Annotated in this window: 16 protein-coding genes; 7 read left to right on the plus strand and 9 right to left on the minus strand. The window is 56.9% G+C overall.

Annotation, left to right across the window (positions count from 1 at the left end; all coding sequences use genetic code 11):
• The first annotated feature begins 17 nt into the window (after positions 1 to 17).
• The 4 genes from IQ22_RS05785 (at position 18) to IQ22_RS05800 (ending at position 5,999) form a co-directional block, all read left to right on the plus strand.
• Complete coding sequence (locus tag IQ22_RS05785; protein ID WP_145139429.1) at positions 18 to 281, plus strand: acyl carrier protein; 264 nt, start codon at positions 18 to 20, stop codon at positions 279 to 281.
• Complete coding sequence (spt, locus tag IQ22_RS05790) at positions 265 to 1,467, plus strand: serine palmitoyltransferase (protein WP_167654154.1); 1,203 nt, start codon at positions 265 to 267, stop codon at positions 1,465 to 1,467. Before IQ22_RS05785 ends, spt begins: the two co-directional genes overlap by 17 nt.
• Positions 1,468 to 1,612: 145 nt before the next feature.
• Positions 1,613 to 3,325 carry an ABC transporter ATP-binding protein gene (locus IQ22_RS05795; protein WP_145139431.1) on the plus strand — a complete coding sequence of 571 codons (1,713 nt, stop codon included), beginning with the start codon at positions 1,613 to 1,615 and terminating at the stop codon, positions 3,323 to 3,325.
• 184 nt (positions 3,326 to 3,509) lie between these two features.
• Positions 3,510 to 5,999, plus strand: coding sequence for a glucan 1,4-alpha-glucosidase (locus tag IQ22_RS05800; protein WP_145139433.1), 2,490 nt, complete (start codon positions 3,510 to 3,512; stop codon positions 5,997 to 5,999).
• A 179-nt stretch (positions 6,000 to 6,178) separates the two neighbouring features.
• Here the strand turns inward: IQ22_RS05800 and IQ22_RS05805 are convergent, their stop codons facing one another.
• The 3 genes from IQ22_RS05805 to IQ22_RS05815 all read right to left on the minus strand — a co-directional run bounded on the left by IQ22_RS05805 (position 6,179) and on the right by IQ22_RS05815 (position 13,046).
• The gene (locus IQ22_RS05805; protein ID WP_145139438.1) at positions 6,179 to 8,593 is read right to left on the minus strand and encodes a sensor domain-containing diguanylate cyclase; all 2,415 of its coding nucleotides are present in this window, start codon (positions 8,591 to 8,593) and stop codon (positions 6,179 to 6,181) included.
• A 939-nt stretch (positions 8,594 to 9,532) separates the two neighbouring features.
• Positions 9,533 to 10,843 carry a PQQ-dependent sugar dehydrogenase gene (locus tag IQ22_RS05810; RefSeq protein WP_145139442.1) on the minus strand — a complete coding sequence of 437 codons (1,311 nt, stop codon included), beginning with the start codon at positions 10,841 to 10,843 and terminating at the stop codon, positions 9,533 to 9,535.
• Between the two features lie 37 nt (positions 10,844 to 10,880).
• A complete protein-coding gene (locus tag IQ22_RS05815) occupies positions 10,881 to 13,046 on the minus strand; it encodes a malate synthase G (RefSeq protein WP_145139445.1) in 2,166 nt (721 codons plus the stop codon).
• 114 nt (positions 13,047 to 13,160) lie between these two features.
• Here IQ22_RS05815 and IQ22_RS05820 point away from each other — a divergent pair, with 114 nt between their 5' ends.
• Positions 13,161 to 13,706, plus strand: a complete 546-nt coding sequence (locus IQ22_RS05820; protein ID WP_145139448.1) for a glycine cleavage system transcriptional repressor — start codon at positions 13,161 to 13,163, stop codon at positions 13,704 to 13,706.
• A gap of 248 nt (positions 13,707 to 13,954) precedes the next feature.
• Positions 13,955 to 14,674 carry a phosphatidylcholine synthase gene (gene pcsA, locus IQ22_RS05825; RefSeq protein ID WP_145139450.1) on the plus strand — a complete coding sequence of 240 codons (720 nt, stop codon included), beginning with the start codon at positions 13,955 to 13,957 and terminating at the stop codon, positions 14,672 to 14,674.
• A gap of 67 nt (positions 14,675 to 14,741) precedes the next feature.
• Here the strand turns inward: pcsA and rarD are convergent, their stop codons facing one another.
• Positions 14,742 to 15,647, minus strand: coding sequence for an EamA family transporter RarD (gene rarD / locus IQ22_RS05830; RefSeq protein WP_145139453.1), 906 nt, complete (start codon positions 15,645 to 15,647; stop codon positions 14,742 to 14,744).
• A 253-nt stretch (positions 15,648 to 15,900) separates the two neighbouring features.
• Here rarD and IQ22_RS05835 point away from each other — a divergent pair, with 253 nt between their 5' ends.
• The gene (locus tag IQ22_RS05835; RefSeq protein ID WP_145139455.1) at positions 15,901 to 17,928 is read left to right on the plus strand and encodes a methyl-accepting chemotaxis protein; all 2,028 of its coding nucleotides are present in this window, start codon (positions 15,901 to 15,903) and stop codon (positions 17,926 to 17,928) included.
• Positions 17,929 to 17,984: 56 nt separating this feature from the next.
• Here IQ22_RS05835 and IQ22_RS05840 read toward each other — a convergent pair whose 3' ends face one another.
• From IQ22_RS05840 to modA, 5 genes are all read right to left on the minus strand, one after another.
• The gene (locus tag IQ22_RS05840; RefSeq protein ID WP_145139457.1) at positions 17,985 to 18,959 is read right to left on the minus strand and encodes a serine/threonine protein kinase; all 975 of its coding nucleotides are present in this window, start codon (positions 18,957 to 18,959) and stop codon (positions 17,985 to 17,987) included.
• A 164-nt stretch (positions 18,960 to 19,123) separates the two neighbouring features.
• Positions 19,124 to 21,019 carry a PhoX family protein gene (locus tag IQ22_RS05845; RefSeq protein ID WP_145139460.1) on the minus strand — a complete coding sequence of 632 codons (1,896 nt, stop codon included), beginning with the start codon at positions 21,017 to 21,019 and terminating at the stop codon, positions 19,124 to 19,126.
• A 141-nt stretch (positions 21,020 to 21,160) separates the two neighbouring features.
• Positions 21,161 to 23,113 carry a PhoX family protein gene (locus IQ22_RS05850; protein WP_145139463.1) on the minus strand — a complete coding sequence of 651 codons (1,953 nt, stop codon included), beginning with the start codon at positions 23,111 to 23,113 and terminating at the stop codon, positions 21,161 to 21,163.
• A 264-nt stretch (positions 23,114 to 23,377) separates the two neighbouring features.
• The gene (modB, locus tag IQ22_RS05855; protein WP_145139466.1) at positions 23,378 to 24,082 is read right to left on the minus strand and encodes a molybdate ABC transporter permease subunit; all 705 of its coding nucleotides are present in this window, start codon (positions 24,080 to 24,082) and stop codon (positions 23,378 to 23,380) included.
• Complete coding sequence (modA, locus tag IQ22_RS05860) at positions 24,069 to 24,815, minus strand: molybdate ABC transporter substrate-binding protein (protein WP_145139469.1); 747 nt, start codon at positions 24,813 to 24,815, stop codon at positions 24,069 to 24,071. The genes modB and modA overlap by 14 nt, the downstream gene beginning before the upstream one ends.
• Positions 24,816 to 24,827: the final 12 nt, after the last annotated feature.

Here is a 24,827-nt window from a genome sequence, read left to right on the forward strand (position 1 = left end):
AATCAAAGGGCCTATAGATGATTTCACAAGAAAAAATACTGGAACGGTTATTTGTGTACCTGGGGCGTATTGCGCCGGCCAGCACGCCAATCCATCCTGATGTCGACCTGATTCAGGAGTTGGGCCTCGACTCCATCAAGGTCATGGATCTGTTGATGGAGCTGGAGGATGAATTCGACCTTTCGATTCCGCTCAATGTCCTGACCGATGTTCGTACTCCAGCCCAGCTGGCAGAGGCCGTTGTTACTCTTATGGAGCCTGCCAATGGCACTGTTCGATAAGTTCGCCAAGCTGGCGCAGGATCGCGCCGCCTTGATTCAGACGGAACTCCATCCCTTCGGAACCCGCATCGATGAAATCTATTCGCCTACCGAGGGGAGGATCGGCAGCCAGCGCGTTGTTTTGGCGGGCACGAACAATTACCTGGGGCTGACACTTGATCCCGATAGTATCAAGGCAGCCCAGCAGGCTCTTGCAGAAGAGGGTACAGGGACCACAGGCTCGCGTATGGCCAATGGTAGCTATGGCAGCCACATGGCGCTGGAGAGCGAACTGGCCGACTTTTTTGGACGGCGCTCCGTTATTGTCTTTTCTACCGGGTATCAGGCCAATCTGGGTGTTATCGGCACGTTGGCCGGGCCAGATGACATCGTGCTGCTCGATGCCGACAGCCATGCTAGCATCTACGACGCTTGCCGTATGGGTGGGGCGCAGGTCATCCGGTTTCGGCATAACGACGCGGCTGACCTGGAGCGTCGCATGCGTCGGCTCGGCGAACAGGCCAAGGATGCCCTGATTATCGTCGAAGGTATCTACAGCATGCTGGGCGATCAGGCACCTTTGAGAGAGATCGCCGACATCAAACGCCGGCTCGGTGGTTATTTACTGGTCGACGAAGCGCATTCCGTGGGTGTGCTCGGGCAGCATGGTAGGGGGTTGGCCGAGGAACTGGGGGTCGAGGATGACGTGGATGTCGTGCTAGGCACCTTTAGCAAGAGCCTTGGTGCCATTGGCGGATTTGCTGCCAGTCAGCATCCTGAATTCGATCTGCTGCGCTATGCGAGCCGTCCGTATATTTTTACAGCGTCGCCTTCGCCTTCGTCCGTCGCGTCGGTTCGCGCAGCGCTGAGGGCGTTGCGCGCTCGCCCGGAGCTGCGCACGCGACTATGGGAAAATGCCCATCAGCTCTACAGCGGCCTGGCAGGGTTGGGCTATCAGGTCGGGCCACAGGCGAGTCCCGTGGTGCCGGTCGTATTGGGTTCGCCCCAGCAAGGCATGGCGTTTTGGCTGGGTCTGATCGAACGGGGTGTCTATGTCAATCTGGTGCTGCCCCCCGCGACGCCGAACGGCCAGGCATTGGTGCGCTGTAGTGTCAGCGCAGCCCATACGTCTGCGCAGATCGACCATATCATCGGGGCCTTCGCCGAGCTGGCGATTACCTCACGCGAGGCGGCAGTTAACAGCTGAGCGTTGGCTGGACAAGGATGCCCGCCTATTGGACGTTCCTGTCCCGCTGGTTGAAACCAGCCTCGAGAAAGGCAGGTCTGGCTCTGACAGCATCTGTCTTCTAACGTAGAAGCGGTGCGTCGAGCCCATCGTGAACGGATAAACCATGCGTATTCTTTTTGCCTACGGACGAGCCTATCCGGGCCGTACGCTACTGATGCTAATCAGCCTGCTGCTGGCCGGTATTGCCGAGGGCGTCGGCCTGACCACCTTGCTGCCATTGCTATCCATTGCGCTGGGCGACCAGAGCCACTCTGAACTATCCCTGAAGGTTATTGGGGTGCTGAACAGTGTCGGCCTGGAGCCTACGCTGGTTACCATGCTGATCGTAATCGTGGCGGGGCTGTGCCTGAGCAGTGCCTTGGTCATGTTGGGAAATCGGCAGGTAGGGTATGCCGTAGCGCACGTCGCGACCGATTTGCGTATCGACCTGATCAAGGCCTTGCTGGGTAGCCGCTGGGAGTATTACGTACGTCAGCCTACCGGCGCGCTGGCTAATTCGGTTGCAACCGAAGCTTATCGCGCCTCTACTGGCTACGAACATGCCGCTAATATGCTCGCGCTGCTTATTCAGGCGGCTGTTTATGCGGTTATTGCCCTGATCGTCTCGTGGAAGGCAACCCTGGTTTCACTGCTGCTGGGCGGCCTTCTTCTTGCGGGTTTGCAACGGCTGGTCAAAACCTCCCGGCGGGCTGGCCGTAGCCAAACTACTCTCATGCGCGAACTGCTCGCACAGCTCACGGACACTCTAGGCTCAGTCAAGCCGCTCAAGGCCATGGCCCGACATGATATTGCCGACTCGCTGCTACGGCATCAGGCAGCCGAGCTCAACAAGGCTATGGAGCGTGAGGTCATGAGCCGCGAGGCGCTGCGGGCTATGCAGGAGCCTATGCTGGCTATCCTAGCGGCAGGTGGTCTGTATGCGGCCCTGGTGGTATGGGAGTTGCCCCTGTCCTCGGTCATGGTGCTGATATTCCTGGTCGTACGGGTGCTGGGGTTGTTACACAAGGCCCAACAGCGCTATCACCGGATGGCAGCCCAGGAAAGTGCCTATTGGGCGCTTCAGGAATCGATCAAGGCGGCAAAGGAGGATGCGGAGCCCGGCGGCGGTGATCAAAAGCCTACCCTGGAGCAGGCCATCACCTTTGAAGGTGTTACGTTCAGCTACGGTGATCGAACCATTCTCGATGCGGTCAACCTAAGGCTTCCCGTCGGCAGTTTCACCAGCCTGATTGGCCCTTCTGGCGCAGGGAAAACCACGATTCTTGATCTTATCTGCGCGCTACTGGCACCACAGGCGGGGCGTGTGCTGGTGGATGACACCCCGATCGAAACGCTGGATCGCCGGCAGTGGCGCCGACTGATCGGCTACGTGCCTCAGGAAACCCTGCTGCTTCATGACAGTATACTGGCCAACGTAACCCTGGGTGATCCGGCCCTGACGGCAGCCGATGCGGAGCGCGCGCTCCGCCAGGCAGGGGCCTGGGAGTTTGTCGAAAGGCAACCTCAAGGTATGCAGACTACCGTGGGAGAACGGGGCGGCAAATTGTCTGGAGGGCAGCGCCAGCGAATCGTAATCGCGCGTGCGCTGGCCCACAGTCCTCGGCTGCTGATTCTAGATGAGGCAACCAGTGCGCTCGATCCTGAAGCCGAGTCGGCAATCAGCCAGACCTTGAAGGCACTAACGCCGCACCTGACAGTAGTGGCCGTCTCGCACCGACCGGCCCTGATCGAAGTAGCCGATCAGGTTTATCGATTGACCGAAGGCGATCTGGTACTGGTCAAGGCATTCATGCCGGCACAGTCGCGGAGCGGCTAAGCCGGGCGCAGAACTATACCTTGAGCGAACTAAGGAAGCGGGGTATGCCGCTTCCGTGTCGGCTTCCTAACAGGCACGCACTCTACCGTCTACTCTTCTTAAGTTTCATGGGGCCAGCGGAACCGCGCCATACCGCTGGGTTCAGAAACACCGCTTCGTTCATTCATCTAAAAAGAAGAGTCCTATGAAAACAAGGGTATTTCGCCGCAGCTTGCTTAGTCTGTTGATCGGGCTGAGCCTGTCTCAAGGGCCTTTGGCCATCGCCGCTCCGACCACGCCGGCTGACGCCACCCGTGTCGCCCCTGGGGCGCCTGGGGATGCGCCGTTCTGGTCCTATTCGGGTAAAACCGGCATCGGAACCTCTTATGAGCAGTATCAGGATGGCCATTATTCGGCTTCTGCTGCCACAGGTCCGGTGTCAAAAGTCTGGTTTTCCCTTGCCAATGGCATCGTCACTGAAACCATGTTCGGGCTGATTCACGAAGCTCAGCTCCGGGCCTTACAGCTGGTGGTAAAAGGACCGGGGTTCACGGATCTTGAGGCAAAGGATACGACCAGTGAGATCAGTTATCTGTCGACGGACAGCGAAGGGCGGCCTACATCGTTGGCCTACCGGATTGTCAATCGGGACAAAGACGGCCGCTACGAGATCGAAAAGCACGTTTTTACTGACCCCGATGCGAATACCCTGGTGATGAGGGTTATTTTTCGGAGTCAGGACCCTGCCATTCAGCCGTATGTGTATATCGATCCTGCGCTTGGCAACAGCGGCAGTGCTGATACGGCCTTCACCGAAGGGGCGGCCTTGTACGCACAGGAAAAGGAAACGACCCTGGTGGTCAAGGCCAGCGAGGCCTTGCAAAGCCCAACGGTAGGATTCGTGGGAGTCTCCGATGGGCTCGAAGATCTTCAGAAAGATGGACGCCTCGACCAGCTTTACACCACAACAGGCACAGAGCCGGGAAACGTGGCGATGCTGGCGCAGATTCCCACCACAGGTGAGACCACGACAATCGATCTGGTCGTAGGCTTTGGCCACAGTCGGCAGGAGGCCGATCAGGCAGCGGATGCGACCCTTGCACGCGGCTATGCTCAGGTCCTGGCGCATTATAACGGCGAGGGTGAGGCGATCGGCTGGCAGGATTACCTGGCCTCGTTGTCAAACCTGCCTGCCATGCGCAGCCAGACAACTGACCAGGGCAAGCTGCTCAACGTTAGTGCCCTGGTGCTCAAAGCACAGGAAGACAAGAGCAACGCAGGCGCGCTGATTGCGTCCTTATCCAACCCGTGGGGCGAAACGGTGCCAGCGGAAAGCGGTACGACCGGTTACAAGGCGGTCTGGCCGCGTGATTTCTACCAGTGCGCCATGGCTTTGTTGGCGCTTGGTGATAAACAGACGTCAAAGGTGGCGTTCGAGTACCTGAAAAAGGTACAGGTCACCCAGGATACGCCTCGTATGCAGGCGGATGCATCGGCCTATATTCATGAACAAAAGCAGGACGGTAAAACAGGCAATGATACGCCCGGTGCGACCGGTTGGTTTTTACAGAAAACCCATGTTGATGGTGTGATCGAATGGGTCGGTGTACAGCTTGACCAGACGGCCATGCCGATCATGCTGGGCTACAAACTGTGGAAGGCTGGCGTATTGAGCGATGCCGAGATCACACAGTGGTATCGCGATATGCTCAAGCCCGCCGCCGAATTTCTAACCCAGGGCGGGCAGGTGAAGATTGGCTGGAACGACTGGACAGTCAAGCCGCCACAAACCCAGCAGGACCGTTGGGAGGAGCAGTGGGGCTACTCGCCTTCAACCACGGCAGCTGTCATCGCAGGCCTGGTCACTGCCTCCGAGTTGGCCAAGCACGTTAATGATGCTTCCTCAGCTCAAACCTTTCTGGACACGGCGAAGCGCTATTCGGCCCAAGTCGAGCAGCAAATGTTTACGAAAAGCGGCGAGTTTGGCGACAAGCAGTACTACCTGCGCATTACGCAAAACGACAACCCCAATGACAAGGCGCCCTTGCTGGATAACAACAGCCGTCCCGGCCTGCCGGAGACCCATGTGCTTGATGCCGGTTTCCTGGAACTGGTGCGATACGGCGTTCGCCCCGCTACCGATGAACATATTGTCGGCAGCCTGGAAGAACTCGATAGCCCATCATTACCCGAAAATCTAAAGGTTAAATACACCTTTACCTACCCGGGCGTCCCAGGTGAATTCCCTGGGTGGCGGCGCTACGGCAATGACGGCTATGGCGAAAGCGAGTCCAGCGGCATCAACTTCCCTGCAACCGAGGAGCCGGTCATGAACTCCGGCCTGCGTGGCCGAGTCTGGCCAATCTTCACGGGTGAGCGGGGGCACTATGAGTTGGCCCTGGCTAAAGCGCAGTCGTCAGGCGGCCAAGGGCTCAATGCTGAGCAGGCGGCAAAGATCAGAGACACCTATGTCAAAGGCATGGAGTTATTTGCCAATGAGGGCCTGATGCTGCCAGAGCAGGTTTGGGACGGCGTAGGTCACAACGAACGGCATGGGTATACCAAGGGTGAAGGCACCGATTCGGCAACGCCACTGGCGTGGTCTCATGCCGAGTACGTCAAGCTGGTGCGTTCGCTGAGCGATCAAAAGGTCTGGGATAATTATCCAGTCGTTTCGGACGCGTTAAAGCGCTGACTTGAAGGGTGACGGGAGAGCGGTCAATAGCAATCCCGTCATTTCAGATCCTATAGAAGCGTTTGTTCAGAAGGTAACGGATCGGCAGCACATACCTGGTATGGCCCTGTAAGGTGTCCCATAGGCAACTCTTCAGTGGCTGATCCGGTTATCGGTAACCTGCCAAGCGGCAAGGGCCGTCAGAGTAGTCTGTCCTGTAAGGCTGCTGCTGGGCGGGAGGCTGTCAACGCCAGTTGATAGCTGTTCTTCCCGCGCTTCTTGACTTCATACATGGCCATATCAGCGCTCTTGATCAAGGTATCCAGATCCCGGCCGTGCTTGGGGTAGAGCGCTATGCCGATGCTGGTGGACAGCTTGAGGCGGTGCGAGTCGATGATGAGGTCGGTATCTACCGATTTGAGTACTTTGTTCGCCACATTGGCTGTGTCCTCGACCTGACGCAACTCTCCCAGCAGAATCACGAACTCGTCTCCACCCGTTCGGATTACCGTGTCGGACTGGCGAACGGACTGCTTGAGTCGTTGGGCAATATGCTTGAGCACTTTATCACCTACGTCATGGCCAAGCGTGTCGTTGATATCCTTGAAGCCGTCCAGATCAAGCACCATAACGCCAATCATGTCGTTGTTACGTTTAGCGCGCTCAATCGACATGGCCATCCGGTCGATCATCAGGTTGCGGTTGGGTAAGCCGGTCAGCGGATCGTGCAGGGCCAGATGACGAATGTTGTCTTCGTTACGCTTGCGCTCGGTGATGTCATAGGCGATGCCGATATAGCCGTTGACCTTCCCGTCGGCCTCTCGCAAGGCGTTGATTGCCAGGTTGACGGCTATACGCGAGCCGTCTTTGCGCATGTAAGTCCATTCACGCTCCTCTACTATATTCTGGCGGGCCAGGACAAACAGGGCTTCGTTGCCCGACACAGGGCGGCCGAGTTTTTCGCTGAGCTGTGCGGCTCGCTCGTTTAATTCGGCTTCGTCGTGAAAAACTGTCGCGTTCTGCTGGCCGATCAGCTCATGACGCGAGTAACCCAAGAGCTGCTCACCGGCTGGGTTGAGTGATGTGATTGTGCCATGAGGGTCCGTAGCGAGAATGCAGAACGGAGCATGTATGAATATCGTCTCGCTAAGGGTACTTGCCTCCAGTGCCGACCGCTGTGCCTGATGCAGCTCGGTCAGGTCGCTGATCATCACAATAAGCCGCAGGGCTTCGTCCTGTTGCGTTGTGGTGATGGACACGCTGAGTGGAATCGGCCTGCCATGGGCGTTCAGACTCTGTATATCGAAGCGCACAACTTTCTTCGAGCCGCTGCGGATCTCGGCCAGCCGCGCTTCTACAGAGAGGCTATCCTGTGGTTTGAGCAGGCGTAGCAGCGGTTGACCAATAGCTGTGGCGCTGGACAGTCTAAGAATGTGTTCAGTCGCTGGATTAAGGCTGAGTACGTTTAACTCAGGCGTGTTGTCTGTCACGAGTATGCCTTCGGCAGCACCTTCGACAATCGAACGTATTCGCGCCTCGCTCTCGCGAAAGGCGCTGCTCATGCTGGCGGCCAGGGCTTCTGCACGGGTCCGGGTCGTAAACAGAGAGGCCAGGAAAAGGCTGCTCAAAAGGGTAAGCGCCGTACCTGCGATAAGGGTATTCGAAGGGTGGCTGGAGGATGATGCTGTCTCGAAGGCAGGCAAGGCGGTGAGGCGCAGCGTCCACAAATGGGAGCCGACCTGTAGCGTTCGCTGCTCTACAAAGACAGGTGTGTAGTCAGTTGCCTTCTGAAGCACGGCTGTCAGATGCTCGAATAATCTGGCGTTTGGAGCGGTCGTTTCGCCGTCATATATCTCCAGGGCAATATCCATGACCCGCTCATCCAGCACTGTCATGATCAGTTCGTTCATCCTGAAGGGCAGGTAGACGAATCCCTGAAGGGCAGCGCGACGTTGAGCCTGCGTAAAATGTTCGACTCCTGGGCGATAAACAGGCTGGAACATCAAGGCGCCAGCCTGGGAATTCTGGTCCTCCTGAACCAGCGTGACCTTGCCCGAAAGTACGGGTAGGCCTGTATCCCGAGCTTTATTCATGGCTTCACGGCGGACAGCTTCCGAGTACATGTCGAAGCCGAAAGCTTTAAGGTTTTGCCCGATAAAGGGTTCCAGGTAAAGGACGGGCGTAAGGGCAGATTGGTGGCCGAGCGACGTAACGGCATAATGGGGAAAGCCCTCGGCTCGTATCGCCGCAGTATGCGCAGGCAGATCACTGGCCTGGACCAAGGGGGCATAGCCGAAACCTTTCGCGCCGGGGTAGAGATCTTCAAGCCTTAGGCTTTCCACAAAGGCATGCCATTGTTGACGGCTCACATCTCCCGAACTGGCGAAGAGGCTGCTACCCGCATGCAGCAAACGCTCATAATGACTCATGGCTTCATTAAGGCTACGCAGCGTATCCGAGACGTTTTGTTCGAAGCGAATCCGTGCGGCTTCCTGCTCGTTGACATGCAGGCTGTGCCACGTCCATACCGTCACGGCCATCCCTGTTGCAATAACGCCAGCGATTAACAGCAGGGGGCGCGAAGTCCGCCACGAAGAAAACAACGATTTGAGCATGGGCCCCTCAAGGGATGGGGTGGTTTCTATCAACTGATGGGCATCGAGTACCGGATCGGTACGATACGGAAGCCATGAGATCAGCCTGCTCTCATGCTGAAGCGACGCTTTGGCCTTGCCACCATAAAAACGCGTGGCTGACGAATAGTTATCTCGTGAGCAAATGGCCCTATCCCATATGTAGGCTCATGGTATGAGTTGCCCATTACTCTACTGCTGTCATGTCTTCAAAAATATAATGGCCCGAGCGTCTCATGACTGAGCGCCCGCTGCGTTAAAAAATTTCAATGGCAGGAATATGTTCTGCTTATTATTAGGATTGCCAATAAGCAGCATGATCAAAATCTAGTGGCTTAACCTACAAATCTTAATCGAAGCGTCTGGAAATATTCAATTAAATGGTAGCCATAACCCTAGCCATGAATAGGCCGATGGCTTGAAAAGTCAGGCTTGGATATAGAAGGGGCGAGAGTAGCGTACGGTTAGATCGTCTGCTCAAATGATTGGCGTCAATAAATAATCTTTTGGTGGTTTGTTTATATAAAAGCGAGGGTAGCTACTAATTAACGTATTTATTAGTAGTAAAAGAGGATCTACAAAATACCTATTCGGTATTTGATATGTGTTTTAGTAAAAGATGAACTTTGATTTACGTTAAAACGTAATCGTTCTACATTTCTAAAGGGGATATGGGCTTACGGACCTGACCTTGCACCGGCTGGGTAATAAGCCAGCGGACCGGTCTGCGGACCAGTGTCGGATGTGACTTGCGTGCAGCAGAAACAGGGCGGAGCCTCTTCTGTATGGCCGTTACACGCCGGTCATACAGAAGAGGCTCTTGGAATGGACTCGCGGTAACAGGCATACCGGTTGAACGCTAAACATTCATAGCTCAGTCAGATCAGGTATCAGTTGCTCGCCCCAACCCGACTGAACGGCTTACTGCGCAGCCGTCACACGCCAGATCACGTTGCCCACGTCATCCGCTACCAGCAGGTTGCCCTGCTTGTCATTGAGTACACCCACCGGTCGGCCTTGCGCCTCTTCCTTCTGATTAAGGAAGCTAGTCAGCACATCCTGAGGCGGACCGTTGGGCTTGCCATCCTTGAACGGAATGAACACAACCTTGTAACCGCTCTTGGGCTTGCGGTTCCAGGAGCCGTGCTGGCCAATAAACAGGCCGTAGCGGTACTGTTCCGGTAGTGCGTCGCTTTTGGAGAAGGCCAGGCCCAGCGAGGCGGTGTGGGCACCGAGGGCATAGTCGGGCACGATGGCCTTGGCTACCAGGTCGGGCCTCTGTGGTTTTACGCGCTCGTCCACATGCTGGCCGTAATAGCTGTAAGGCCAGCCGTAAAAGCCGCCGTCCTGTACTGAGGTGGCGTAATCGGGAACCAGATCGCTGCCGATCTCGTCACGCTCGTTGACGGTGGTCCAGAGCGTGCCGGTTTGTGGCTCCCAATCCATGCCGTTGGGGTTGCGCAGGCCGGTGGCGTACAGGCGCATCTTGTTTGTGGCACGGTCCAATTCCCAAATAGCGGCGCGACCTTCCTCGATGTCCATGCCGTTCTCGCCCACGTTACTGTTGGAGCCAACCGTGATGTACAGCTTGCTGCCGTCCTGACTGGCGATCACGTTCTTCGTCCAGTGGTGATTGATGCCGGCAGGCAGGTCGACCACTTTGGTACCTGAGGCCTTGATGCTGGTCTCGCCTGCCTTGTAAGGGAAACGCACCAGTGCATTGGCATTGGCTACATAGAAATCATTACCCACCAGGGTCATACCAAAAGGCGAATGCAGCCCTTCGAGAAAAGTTGTCTTTGTTTCGGCCACGCCATCGTGGTCTGCATCACGCAAGAGAGTGATGCGATTGGCGCTGGGTACACCGGCCCCGGCCTTACTCATCATCATGCCCTGGACCCGCTTGCGAATGTCGAAGCCGGCCGGCTCCTGGGTGGGCTTGTTGGACTCGGCGACCAGAACGTCCCCGTTGGGCAGCACATAGAGCCAGCGAGGATGATCGAGGCCGGAAGCAAAAGCGTTAACCTGCAAGCCCTGCGCTGTCACGGGCTTGGCACCGTCCGGCCAACCAATGGCCGTGGCAACGCTCACCAGGGGAATCAGGCTGCCCTTGGGTTCGGGCAACTGGGGGGAAGGTCCGTAGCTGGCTTCTGGTGGAAGCTTGGAGGACTCGCCGCACCCCGCCAGGGCTATGGCAAACGCGAGTACTGAAAGGGAACGTGCGATGGTCATCGTGACGCCTTTTTATGTGAAGACTGTTAATGTCCGATCATTGCCAGTGCGCTTTGGCCTCGCGCCGCCTGCGATACAGGATCGGCTCGGTATAGCCGTTGGGCAGCTTCGCGCCGTCGAAGATCAGGTTCAGTGCCGTCTGGAACGCAAGACTACTGGCGAAATCGACCTCCATGGGATGGTAATGAGGGGTATGGACGTTCTGCTGATCCACTACCAAGGCCATCCGACGGAACGCTTCGACAATTTGTTCCCGTCTCACGATACCCTGGCGCAGCCAGTTGGCCAGAAGCTGGACAGAAACCCTTAGGGTCGCACGGTCTTCCTGAACTATTACCTCATCAAGATCCGGTACCCTGGACCAGCCGATGCCCTGATCAATCCAGCGGACCCCATAGCCCAGAATGCATTGGGCATTGCTGTCCAGTTCCTCCTGGATCTCTTCGGCGGTCAGGGCGGTAGGATCGGCCACCGGCAGAGTAAGCAACTCATCCAGAGCAGGAGGCTGCCGTGTGGCCAGTTCGTGGTGGCGGTCCGCTACGCTGACTTGGTGATAGTGCAGTGCATGCAGCGTGGCGGCCCGAGGCGAAGACACTCCAGCGCTGGTGGTGCCGCTTTGTGGATGTACTATATTGTGCTCCAGCAGGGAGGCCATAAGGTCGGGCAGAGCCCAGAGGTCTCCGCTGATTTGCGCGCGTCCCGAAAAGCCACAGGCAAGACTTACCGCCACATTGTGCTCCTCGTAGGCTTTCAGCCAGCGGGCATGCTTCAGGATGCCCTTGCGCAACAGCAGGCCCGCTTCCCGCACCGTATGGAGCTCATCCCCCAGGCGATCGGTTCTGTCTGTAGCAACCAAAAAGACCCGAGCTTTCACCGCGGCGAGACAGGCCTTGAGGTTAATGCTGGTTCGGCGCTCTTCATTCATCAGGCCCAGCTTCAGTGTATGGCGCGGTATTTTGAGAAGATCCTCAACCTGATCGAACAATGCGTTGGCAAAAGCCGCTTCTTCCGGCCCGTGCAGCTTGGGCATAACGAGGTATACCGAGGCTGTTCGTAAAGGAGGACATGAATTCAAGTCGTGCAGGGCGCACAAACTGCTGAAAACAACATCCAGAATACTTTCAGGAACCTCGTTGCCGTGGCGGTCGAGGATCATGTCTGTTGTCATCAGCAGGCCTGTGGTGCGTAGAAGCACTAGCGACCGGCCGGGCAAAGCATGGTTGCCGCCCTTTGCCGCTAGGTAATGACGGTCCGGCTTCATACCGTAAGGAGTGGTGCGGCCATTCTGAACCTTCTTGGCCGTCAGCGTGCCTTTCATCAGGCCCAGCCAATGCAGATAGGCCTGTACCTTGTCCTTGGCATCCACCGCAGCTACCGAATCTTCAAGGTCAAACAGGGCCGTCGGGGCCGCTTCCAGAAGAATGTCGCTGATACCCGCCGGATCGTTCTGGCCGATGGGGTGGGTACGGTCGATCTGGATTTCTAAATGCAGGCCATGGTGCCTGAGCAGTAATGCTTCAGGGTCAGCCGCCTCGCCACGATAGCCTACAAAGGCGTCCGGATTGGCGAGGCCTACCGAATGGCCTGTGTTCAGGCGCGTCCAAAGCTCACCGTGCCGGATGCAATATATTTCGACATTACCGTGCGAGCCGTCGGCCAACGGTATGGCGATGTCCAGGATGCCTCGGCCATAGGCGACTACTTTTTCGCCGCGGATCGGGTTGTAGTCCGCTGAAATTTCAACAGTACTGTCTTCCGGGATGGCATCGGTCTCGTACAGGGCCTCATACAGCGAGCCCCAGCGGGCATTGACGGCTTCGAGCACACGCTGGGCATCGGTTGCGGGAGCGATCAGCTGCGGGCCGGCCAGCTGGGAGACTTCTGCGTCAAGCGGTCCGGTGGTGATTTTGACATCACCCGGATCAGGGTGCAGATAACCAATCTCTCGTAAAAAAGAGGCGTAGGCCGCTGGCTCGTGAGGAAGCCCGAAGCGTTCGCGGTGCCAGGCGTCGAGCTGAATTTGCAGTGCAGCTCGCTGGGCGAGCAGGGCGCGTGTGGCAGGAACCTGCTCGTCGAGAAGGGTTTCAAGACCGCTCCAGAAATGATCAGAATCCAGCCCGGTGCCTAGCAGGGCTTGGCTTTCAATGAAGTCATACAAGACTGTCGCGACCCTCAGGCCGCCCACCTGCGTTCTTTGGGTCATCGCGTGCCTCGCGTGGCTGGGCAGTACATCGATACAAAGGTGTTTCACTGTTGAGACTGCGACAACCGGCCAAGTGTTCTACGCTGAAACCTATCTGCCTTGAGGACATCAGCAATGGACGTACTGGTATTGACCATCATCGCACCGGACCAGCCTGGGCTCGTTGGCCGTTTGGCCGATTGCGTGGCTGCCCATGGTGGCAACTGGCTGGAAAGCCGCATGTCGCGTATGGCGGGCCAGTTCGCAGGCATCCTGACGGTTAGCGTGGCTGAGGAGCAGCGTGCCTTATTGATGGAAGGGCTGCGCTCGCTGGATGTTGCAGGGCTGCGCGTCTTGGTAGCGGAAAGTCAGCTGGAGGCAGCTGGAGTCGTACAGCTTATCCAGCTGGAGCTTGTGGGTAACGATCGTCCCGGTATCGTGCGGGATATCACCCGGCAACTCAGCCAATTGGGCGTGAATGTCGAGCGGTTGAGTACTGATGTGCGCACCGCTCCGATGAGTAGCGAGCAGCTATTTCATGCTACGGCTCTGCTGGCCTTGCCCGCGACCCTTGAGCTGGAAACCTTGCGTCAGAGCCTGGAAACCCTGGCCGACGAACTCATGGTCGAACTTAACGTCTATCGGGATAACCATGCGGAGGCCGACGGATCTTCGTTATAACGTGAGGGGCTGCTATTTTCCGGCGGAAGGCTCTGGCAGGTCAGGGGCGGGACTTTCATCAACAAAAACCCGACGACTGTCCTGTTAGCAATGTCTCGAAGCGAGTGAGTGAGGTGGACGAGAGACCCCGGAAATGCGATTCTCCCTGAGAACCGGATCAGGGGCGTCCTGTTTCATCCTGACCGGCGCGGTGTTTTTCCCGCTGGATTTCTTTTCTTCTTCGTGCCCACTCCTTCGAGAGATTCGCTGTGATAGTGACGATACCCTCAGCCAAGATCAAAGCCTGGGGCGCCCATGGTGTCACCGCCACGGGCGTTGTGCTTGCTTTACTGGCCACCCTGGCTTTGTTCGATAACCAACCCAAAAGCTGCTTGTTGTGGCTTGGCCTTGCCTTGCTGGTGGATGGCCTGGACGGCACGCTAGCGCGTAAGGTCAATACCAAGTCCGTGCTGCCGCACTTTGATGGCTCGGTCCTGGACCTGGCAATCGACTACCTGACCTATGTCTTCATTCCTGCGCTGTTTATGTACAAGTACATTCCGTTGCCGGACTACACGGCCCTGGCCACCGTTTCGTTGATTCTGGTGTCCTCGCTGTTCTGCTTTTGCAACGTGAACATGAAAAGCAGCGACAACTACTTTGTCGGCTTTCCAGCCGCATGGAATGTGGTCGCGCTGTACCTGTATATCCTGTCCCCGGCGCCTTGGGCCAGTTTGGTCCTCGTGGTGGTACTGGCCGCGCTGACGCTGACCCGAATGAAGTTTCTGCATCCTTTCCGTGTGCGTAAGTTTATGCCGCTGAACATCGCGGTTACCTTTGCCTGGATGCTATGCAGCATGCTGCTGATTCTGGAGCATCCTTTCCATAAAGGCATTGTGATGAGTATCTGGTTCGCCACCTCCGTCTATTTTGTAGGCATCTGCGTTTGGCGGACCTCGCTCGAATGGTTCGACCGACTTCGTGCCTGAACCAACGTGTACAAAAAAGGGCCTGCTAGCAGGCCCTTTTTTTATACGCTGTATTCGGCTATGCCCTTCAACGAGTAACGGAAAAGCGTGCTCCGGAGCGCCGCAGCGACAGTGCAATATCCACGCTAAAGATCAACAGGGCTACCCAAATACATAAAAAGGCCAGCAAACGCTCTTGAGGGAAGGGCTCATGAAATACGAACACGGCGAGCAGCAGAACCAGCGTTGGTGCGATGTATTGCAGAAACCCAATCGTCGAATAGGGCAACTTGCGCGCGGCGGCATTGAAGCACAAGAGAGGAATCAGGGTTACCGGCCCTGATAGGACCAGGAGCAGAGCCAGCGGTGACGACCATACGGCACTTTCCAGGCTAACTGCCTGTGTCAGCAGCGGCAGCGCGATGATCGCCAGTGGTAGAAGTAACCAGGTCTCCACGACCATGCCCGGCAGAGCAGCCACAGGAGTACGTTTACGCAGCAGTCCGTAAAAGGCGAAACTGAATGCCAAGGCCAGGGAAACCCAGGGCAACTGCCCCAGCGTCCAGACCTGCTGAACCACACCGATGGCTGCAATAGCCACGGCCAGCCATTGTAACGGCCGCAGCCGTTCTCCCAGCAGAACGAGACCCAGCAGTACATTGATCAGGGGATTAATGTAATACCCAAGGCTTGCTTCCAGCATGTGGCCGTTGTTGACCGCCCAGATGTAGATCAACCAGTTGCCGCCGACCAGCAATCCCGTCAAACCCAATTGCGCGATGTGGCGTGGATGGGCACGCAGGTTCGCCCACCAGCCAGGATGTTTCCAGAATGTGAGCATTAAGGTGCCAGCCAGTGCAGACCAGACGATTCGCTGAACCAGAATTTCGAGGGCGGGCAGGGTGGCAAGCAGTTTGAAATACAGGGGGAACAGACCCCAGAGCACATAGGCGGAAAGGCCTAAGATGTAACCCTGGCGGGGGGAAGAGGACATAACGTATATCTGGCGTTGGAAAAGCGTAAAGCATAACGCGAATCCGGGAAAAATCCTGTAACAATCGCTTGCTCATAAGAGCAGGTCAAATGATCGACGGTCTTTAGTTAATCCTGAATGCGTCGAAATCCTGTTCAGTCTCTAAATACTTATTGCTGCAGGGATGGCAGTCCAAATTTATGGCTGCTTCCCTCAGCACCACGTTTGGGCTCGTCCGTCTGGCCAACCTTTGTTGTATCAGGTAGCTCTTACGATGAATCTGTTTTCCCGTTTCAAGCCCTCCAACGTTCAGTCGGGTGGCGTTATCAGCGTGCTCAGTTCCTCTAGTCAGCTTCAGCAGAAGCTGCGGGAGCTTCGCTTCGAGCCTACCTATATTGCCGGTTTCGTATCGCCCCACATTGATATGGACAAAGTGGCCCGTGCCGTGGCTGAGCGCTTCCCTCGCGCAGCCATTACGCTATGCACGACTTCTGGTGAGCTGTGCAGTCAGAACGATCAGCTTTATTGTTCTACAGGTAACCAGTGGGACCGTGTTGTTTTGCAACTATTTGACGCGAGCGTGATTGCCTCAGCCGAAACCGTTTACGTCCCGCTGGAAAGTCAGGATATTCGTGCCCGCGGTCAGCGTATGCCGATGCAGCAGCGCATTGCCAAGCTGATCGAATCTATCAAGCGTCTCCGCGTAAACACGCCGATTGATCACCGCGACACCCTGGCCTATGTCACGTTTGACGGCCTGTCAGCGTCGGAATCCTTCTTCATGGAGGCGCTGTACGAATCGGGTCGGTTCCCTTGCTTGTTTGTTGGCGGTTCTGCCGGTGGCAAAACCGATTTCGTGAAAACCGTGATTCACGACGGCAAGCGTAGCTATGAAAATCATGCACAGATCGTTTTCTTAAAGTGTGCTCGCAACGCCCGTTTCGGTGTGTTCAAAAGTCAGAACTTCGAGCCAACCTCGGTCAGCATGAATGTGCTTACAGCCTCTTTAGAGGAGCGTTACATCAGCCAGGTGATCGATTCCAGGGGCAATATCTGCTCAATGGTCGCCGCTCTGTGTGAGTCTTTGAATTGCGAGCCCAGGGACTTGGAAAAGCGTCTGGACAATTATTCCTTCGCGATTCGAGTCGGTGAGGAGCTGTTTGTACGTTCAATCGCCCAGATCGATTACGAGAAAGAACGTATCCACCTGTTCTGCGACGTGGCGCCAGGCGAAGAGCTCGTGATGGTCAAGCGGACGCCTATACTCGAGGCTACCCGCAGAGATCTGCAGCGTTTCATGCAGGGCAAGTCCGGCAAGCCAATCGGGGGATTGCTCAACGACTGTATCCTGCGTCGCCTGAACAATGGCAGCGACTTGCACCGCATGAACGAGGCGTTTGGTGATATTCCGGTAGTAGGCTTCTCTACCTTTGGTGAGATCCTGGGGCTTAACCTGAACCAGACCCTGACCGCTGTATTTTTCTTCCGCACGCCGGAAGGTGAACCGTTCCGTGACGAGTACATTGATAACTTCACTGCATACTATGGTGAGTTCAAGGCTTTCTTCCTGCGTCGGCAGATCAAGAAGCTGGCCGGTTTGAGTCAGGTAGTGGTTAAGCAGATCGATGAATTCAAACGTAAGAACTTCTCCCGTAACGTCGACAGTAGTGGTCTGGATGATCACATCAAGCCGGTGTTCCGTGGGCTTGAGGATTTAGGCGCCGTGCTGCTGCAAGCGAATCAGCAGCAGGGCCAGATGGCTGAACAGCTGAATCACTATGCCGGTGAGCTGCATCTGTCGATGGATGACCTCAGCGCGACCATTACTCAGCAGGGCGACGTCATTGATCAGGCTGGCGGTACGGTCAAGAGTTTGTCTAACCAGGCCGAGAATGTAGTGCGCAGTGCAAATGACTTGGCGCAGTCAAGCCTGAAGATTCAGTCCATCGTACAGATGATTCAGCAGATTGCCGGACAAACCAACCTGCTGGCGCTTAACGCTGCGATTGAGGCGGCCCGTGCCGGTGAGCAAGGACGCGGATTTGCCGTGGTAGCGGATGAAGTGCGCAAGCTGGCGGAGAAGACTCAACAAAATGCCGGTGAGATCGGAACGGATATCGACAAACTGGCCGAGGAGATTCGGCAGGTCGCGCAGCAGGTCGAAGTGCAGTCCAAGGATGTCAATGAACTGACTGCTCTGTTGGGCAAGCTGGAGGGGTCCAGCAGCGTTACGGAAACCACCTCGCACCGTACTAAAGGTATAGCGGATACACTAATTGGATTGACCCGTAACGGTCATTGAGCCTGATCATCGAGGCTGCCCGGCTCGCCTGGGTAGCCTCGATGGTTTAAGGCAGCTCAGAACAGCCGAAGCGGCTCCTCCTGTAGGGCAGACAACTGCTCACGCAACATCAGAATCTGATCCCCCCAATACCGCTCGGTACCGAACCAGGAAAAGCTCTTGGGAAATGCCGGGTCATCCCAACGACGAGCAAGCCAGGCACTGTAGTGCAGCAGGCGCAGCGAGCGCAGACCTTCAATCAAGGCCAGTTCGCGCGGTGCGAAATCATGGAATTGTTGATAACCATCCATCAGTTCGGACAATTGCGACAAGCGCTCCTGACGATCCCCGGCCAGCATCATCCACAGATCCTGAACAGCCGGTGCGGTACGACAATCGTCGAGGTCCACCATGTGAAACGTTTCGTCACGGTAGAGTAGGTTGCCGGGATGGCAGTCACCATGCACACGAATGGCGGTGTAAGGCGTCGATTCGAACAGTGTATCGAGGCGTTTGAGCAGATCCCGGGCTACCGACTCGTAGGCAGGAAGCAGGCTTTTAGGAATAAAGCCGCCGCTGAGCAGGGTATCCAGCGATGCATGCCCAAAGTTCTGAACATCAAGTCTTTCGCGATGTTGAAACGGTCGAGAGGCGCCGATAGCGTGCAAACGTCCAAGCAGTTGGCCCAACCGATAAAGCTGATCCAGATTGCCGGGCTCCGGAGCACGACCGCCTCGCCGAGGGAAAAGGGCGAAACGAAAACCTCCATGTTCGAACAGGGTTTCGCCGTCCCGCTTCAAAGGCGCGACAAGCGGGACCTCATGCTCGACCAGCTCATACGAGAACGTATGCTCCTCGCGAATGGCTGCCTCGCTCCAGCGGCCGGGGCGGTAGAACTTGGCAATTAAGGGCTGCTCACCCTCGATACCAACCTGATAAACCCGATTTTCATAACTGTTGAGGGCTAGGATGCGCGCATCGCTGAGATAGCCGAGGCTTTCCACGGCGTCGATCACCAGATCGGGGCTTAGTATATCGAACGGGTGTGACATGGATATCCTCCAACAACGCCTTTAGAAGCGGCATAGTGCCGTTTCGGAAAAGGAATGCTAACAGGTTGGATTCGAATCCGTGGCGAAGGTGCGATGCCGCAGGGCAGGAATGACGTAGCATCGAGACGGTTCGGGCCGGCAAAAGGCCCGAACCGGTTGTGGGGTCAGGCACCTATTATGCCGCCATCGTCACGGGTAATGACCATGACCGAGGACCGTGGCCGGCCGTCGGGACGGTGCTCAGGGAATGTCGAGCCGCCTTCTTCGCCAGGGTGCTGGATATTGACGAACAGGCTACGCTGATCAGGCGAAAAGGTGATGCCGGTGACTTCGCAGCCAACTGGGCCGACCATGAACCGACGGATCTCCCCGGTGTCCGGATTGGCGCAGAGCATCTGGTTGTTGCCCATGCCGGCGTATTCACCCTTGTTACTGTCGTCGCCGTCGGTTAGTACCCACAGCCGGCCCGCGTCATCGAAGCCCAGGCCGTCAGGGCTGTTGAACATATTGTTGGCATTGATATTTTCGGAGCCGTCGTACGGGTCTTCCGGATGCACGGCCGGGTTGCCAGCCATCAGGAACAGGTCCCAGTCGAAGGTAGTCGCCAGCCCATCGTCGCCGTGCTCGCGCCAGCGCAGGATCTGGCCGTAGAGGTTGTTGGCGCGCGGGTTAGGGCCGCCTACGGGCTGGCCTTCGCCGCCGCGCTTGCTGTTGTTGGTCAGGGTGCAGTAGACCTGACCATCCTTGGGGCTAACCGCAATCCATTCCGGCCGGTCCATTCGCGTCGCGCCTACTTTCGTACCAGCCAATCGGGCATGGATTAAAATATCGGCTTGGCTATTGAAGCCGTTCTCGGTGGTCAACCCATTTTTTCCGTGGGTCAGCTCAATCCATTGGCCGCGGCCTTTGGGATGGTTAGCGTTGCCATCGCCCTCGTCGAATTTTGCAACGTACAGCGTGCCGTGATCGAGCAGGTCCCGATTGGCTTTGGGGGTGGCAGCATTGAAGCGGTCACGGGTGATGAACTTATAGATGAACTCGCCGCGCTCGTCATCGCCCATGTACACCACTACGCGGCCGTCCCGCGTGGTTGCGAGGGCAGCATTTTCATGTTTGAAGCGGCCCAGGGCAGTGCGCTTGACCGGGGTGGAGGCTGGATCGAACGGATCGATCTCAACAACCCAGCCATGGCGGTTCAACTCGTTGGGAGTCTTGGCTATGTCGAAACGCGCATTGTGCAGATGCCAGTTATTGCCCTTGCTTTCTACGGTTACGCCATAGCGTTTCTGGGCAGCATTAAAGGTGATGGCGGCATCTGTACTGCCAAAGCAGTCGGTGAAGTTTTCTTCGCAGGTCAGGTAGGTGCCCCAGGGCGTCTTGCCATTGGCGCAATTCTGGAAAGTGCCCAATACCTGGGTGCCGGTAGCGTCTGCCTCGGTCTTGAGCAAGTCGTGTCCTGCAGCCGGACCACTGATCCGGATCGGGGCGTTGCCGTGGATACGACGGTTGTATTCGGAGTCGCGCGCAAAATGCCATTGTCCATCGACGCGGCGCACCTCGATAACCGAAACACCTTCAGCCGCCAGCGCCTTGCGAACGTCATCGGCAGACTGGGGGGCTTTGCCATGGGGCAGAAGGTAGCGGTAGTTGGTGTATTCATTATTGATCGCCATGAGTGCCCGATCCGGATCGTTCGGGAAGGGGAAAAAGCTCATGCCGTCATTGTTGTCGCCGAACTGGCGCTCCTGATCTTCAGCCGTATTGGTGCCGTCGTGCTTGAAGGCCGGTACGTCAGAGAACAGCGGCTCGCCCCAGCTGATGAGAACTGAAGCCCGATAGCCCGGTGGAACGATGACCGTATCCGCGGTGGAGGTCGGAATACTATCGAAACCCAGCAAGGTGCTACCGGAGGCTCGCGCTACGCTATCGGCGAGTACACTGCGGGACAATAGGTTGCCGCCCAGGAACAGGGCAGCGCCGCAGAGGGCGCCCGCTCCGATGAAACGGCGGCGGGACAGCCCAGCGAGGCGTTCGAGATCGGTCGGGGTATCGTAGGACATAGAGGTCTCCTCAAGGCGATGGCGCGACGCTAATCTTCTTTTATGACGAAGTTGTGGCAAGGGTGTGACAGTACATTGATTACCGTGTCGCAGACATGAAAAAGCCGGCGCGAGCGCCGGCTTTCTTGGGCTTTTCGTGTATCAGGCGCCGATCACGCCGCCATCCCTGCGGGTAATTGCCAGTACCGTGGAGCGCGGCCGGCCGTTAGGCAGGTAGTCCGGGAACTGGCCGGTGGGGTGTTGAATACCAACGAACATGGTCCGGTAGTCTGGCGCAAAGGCCAGGCCGGTGACTTCACAGCCGGTCGGGCCGACCAGGAAGCGACGTACCTCTCCGGTATTCGGATCAGCGCACAACATCTGGTTATTACCCATGCCGGCGTAGTCACCTTCGTTGCTGTCCTCGCCGTCGGTTTCAATCCACAGGCGACCGGACTCGTCGAAGCCCAGGCCGTCGGGGCTGTTGAACATGTTGTCGGCATTGATGTTTTCGGAGCCGTCGTACGGGTCTTCCGGATGCACGGCCGGGTTGCCCGCCATCAGGAACAGATCCCATTCAAAAGCTGTTGCGGAGGGATCTTTCTCTTCCCAGCGCAGGATCTGTCCGTAGATGTTGTTGGCACGCGGGTTCGGGCCATTGACCGGCATGTCGTCCGAGCCGCGCTTGCTATTGTTGGTCAATGTACAGAACACCTGACCATTGATCGGGCTGACTGCAATCCACTCAGGACGGTCCATGCGAGTAGCGCCCACCTGGGTGCCGGCCAGACGTGCATGAATCAGTATTTCAGCCTGGTTGTTGAAGCCATTCGCGGCGGTCAGGCCGTTCTTGCCATGGGTCAGCTCGATCCACTGGCCGCTGCCCTTGGGGTTGTTCACGTCACCGTCGCCATCATCGAACTTGGCGACATACAGCGTGCCATCGTCGAGAATATCGCGGTTGGCCTTGGGATTATGCGGGTTGTAACGCTGACTGCTGACGAACTTATAGATGAACTCGCCACGCTCATCGTCGCCCATGTAAACCACAATACGGCCGTCGCGGGTGCTGGTGACCGCAGCGTTTTCATGCTTGAAGCGGCCCAGGGCGGTGCGCTTGACCGGCGTGGAGGTTGGGTCGAACGGATCGATCTCGACAACCCAGCCAAAATGGTTGGCCTCATTAGGGTCTTTTGACAGGTCGAAGCGTTCGTTGTACGGGAACCAGTTATTGCTGCTGGAGGCGGACAAGCCATAGCGCTTCTGCGCGGTTGTTAGCGTGATATTCGGATCGGTACTGCCAAAGCATCCATTGAAGTTTTCTTCGCAGGTCAGGTACGTGCCCCAGGGCGTCATGCCGTTGGCGCAGTTCTGGAAGGTGCCGCGGGCAGTTTTCCCGGTTGGATGTTCATTACTGCGCAGCCACGCGTGGCCTGCGGCTGGTCCCTGGATAGCCATGGGCACGTTACCGTGTACACGACGGTTATAGCGAGAATCGCGCTTGAATACCCAGCGGCCCTTGCGTCGACGAACCTCGATGACCGTTACGCCCTCGGCCGCCAGGGCCTTGCGCACGTCATCAGCCGACTGCGGCGTGCGGCCGTCTGGGAAAAGGTACTTATAATTGGTGTATTCATTATTGATCGCCATCAGGGCACGATCAGGATCGATACGGCCAAACTTGTTATAGAACGGGAAGAAACTCATACCATCGGTATTGTCCCCGAACTGGCGCTCCTGATCTTCAGCCGTGTTGGTGCCGTCGTGCTTGAATTCCGGCACGCCATTGAACAGGGGATCACCCCAGCGGATCAACACATCGACGTCATAACCCGGCGGGACGACCACCTTGTCGGCCGTGGAGGCGGCCACGTTTCGGAAGCCCAGCAGGCTGCCGGTCGAGCCGTTGCGGCCTTTGCCACGTGCGGCCTGAGATACTTCGTTAGCCAGTACATTGCTTGATAGCAAGTTGCCGCCCAGGAACAGGGCTGCACCGCACAGGGCACCGGCCCCGATGAAGCTACGACGCTTCAGACTGGCGATACGCTCGAAATCGGTAGGGACATTATCATCGAGCAAGTCGACGTTCTGGTTGTTTTCGTTATTCAGGCTCATCAGGCGCTCCTTACGGATGGGCAGCACAAAACCTTGTCGATATCGCGGGCCATCCTTGTAAGGCGGTGGGCTGGCCGGCTCGACGGAATAGATGACCGAAAGGTTCTGTGGCTGCTAGGACGGTTCGCCAGAGAAGGTAATGTGGCTTTATGACGTCAGCGTTTCAGTCAGCGTGTCATCCGTCTGACCGAAACGCTTTGCAAGGCGCCTCACATTTCCAGGCTTTTGAGGTGGGTAGTTTCATCAAACGGTAATATTAAGTGCTTAAGGTCTTGCGCCGCTTATTCTCAGCGCTGAATAAGGGCGATTGCCGCCCTGACCATAAACGAACAAGAGAACCAGGAACGATAGGACCAGCAGAAAGCCGGCCAGTCGGTGTGCATCGGCATAGCGCAGCGCTTCGACGTGCTGGAAGATGGCGATAGAGACCACCTGTGTTTGCCCTGGGATGCTGCCGCCAAGCATCAGCACTACACCAAACTCACCTAGCGTATGGGCAAATGCCAGGCTGGCGGCTACCAGCAGGCCGCGGCGTAGCAAGGGAAGCGTTACGCGGTAGAACCGCTCCAATCGACCGCAGCCTAGCGTGGCGGCCGCTTCCAGCAGGCGCGGATCGATCTCGCGAAAGGCTACGGTTAGCGGTTGTACTACGAACGGCAGGGAGTAGATGCAAGAGCCCATGACCAAGCCTGCAAAACTGAACGGCAAAGGATGCCCGAACAGGGACGTCCAACCCTGGCCTAGAAGTGAGTCGGGTGCAAAGATCACCAGCAAATAAAAACCCAGCACCGTAGGCGGCAACACCAGAGGCAGAGCAATCACGGCATCTAGTGCCTGACGTAGGCGAGTTTGTTTACGGACTCGCCAAGCCGCCAGCGGAAGGCCGATCAGAGTCAGCAGCGCCGTGGACAGCGCGGCAAGCTTGAGCGTCAGGACCAGAGCCTGCCAATCGCCTTCACTCAGCAGCACAGCCAGACTCACTGGGTAGCGAATAACCGGCCTTGTGCAACGTGTCCTTTTGCGTATCGAAGAACGCGGCGAAGCGCTCAGCAGCAGGACGTTGATCACCTTGAGCCAAGATGACACGCTTTTGCACGAGGGGATCGTAGAGCGTAGCGTCGAGGATAATGTATTGCGTCTCAGGAATTTGTCCGGCTTTCAGCTGGCTCAGCGCCACGAAGCCGCCCTGTGCGCTGCCCGCCTTGATAAAGTTAAAGGTCTGGCCGATGTCCTGGCCGTAAGCCAGACGTGGTTTTACGATGGGCAACTCACCGCTTCGATCCAATGCCTGCAATGCCGCCGCGCCGTAAGGGGCCGTTTCCGGATTCGCCATGACGACCCGATTCAGCGGCAGGTTATGGATGTCGGGTGCGCCCTTGGTTTGCCAGAGCGCAAGCTGTCCGCAGGCATAGGTACGACTGGCCTCACCTTTACCGGCCGCCGCCAGTTTGTCGGGGCGGATCGCATCGGCCGAATAAAAGAGATCAAAAGGGGCGCCGCGTTGGATCTGTTCGAAAAATGCTCCGCTGGACCCCCCGGCCAGTTGGACCTTTGTTCCGGTTTGCTTTTCGTATTCCGTGCTGATCTGTTGCATGACGGGCAGCAGATTGGCAGCAACAGCAATACGCAAAGGCTCGGCCGCCTGGACACTACTGCAAGCAATAAAGGCGGTAAGGATGGCGGAGCAGAGTCGTTTCTTCACGAAAAGTCCTTG

Source organism: Pseudomonas duriflava (assembly GCF_007830155.1).
GTDB lineage: Bacteria > Pseudomonadota > Gammaproteobacteria > Pseudomonadales > Pseudomonadaceae > Chryseomonas > Chryseomonas duriflava.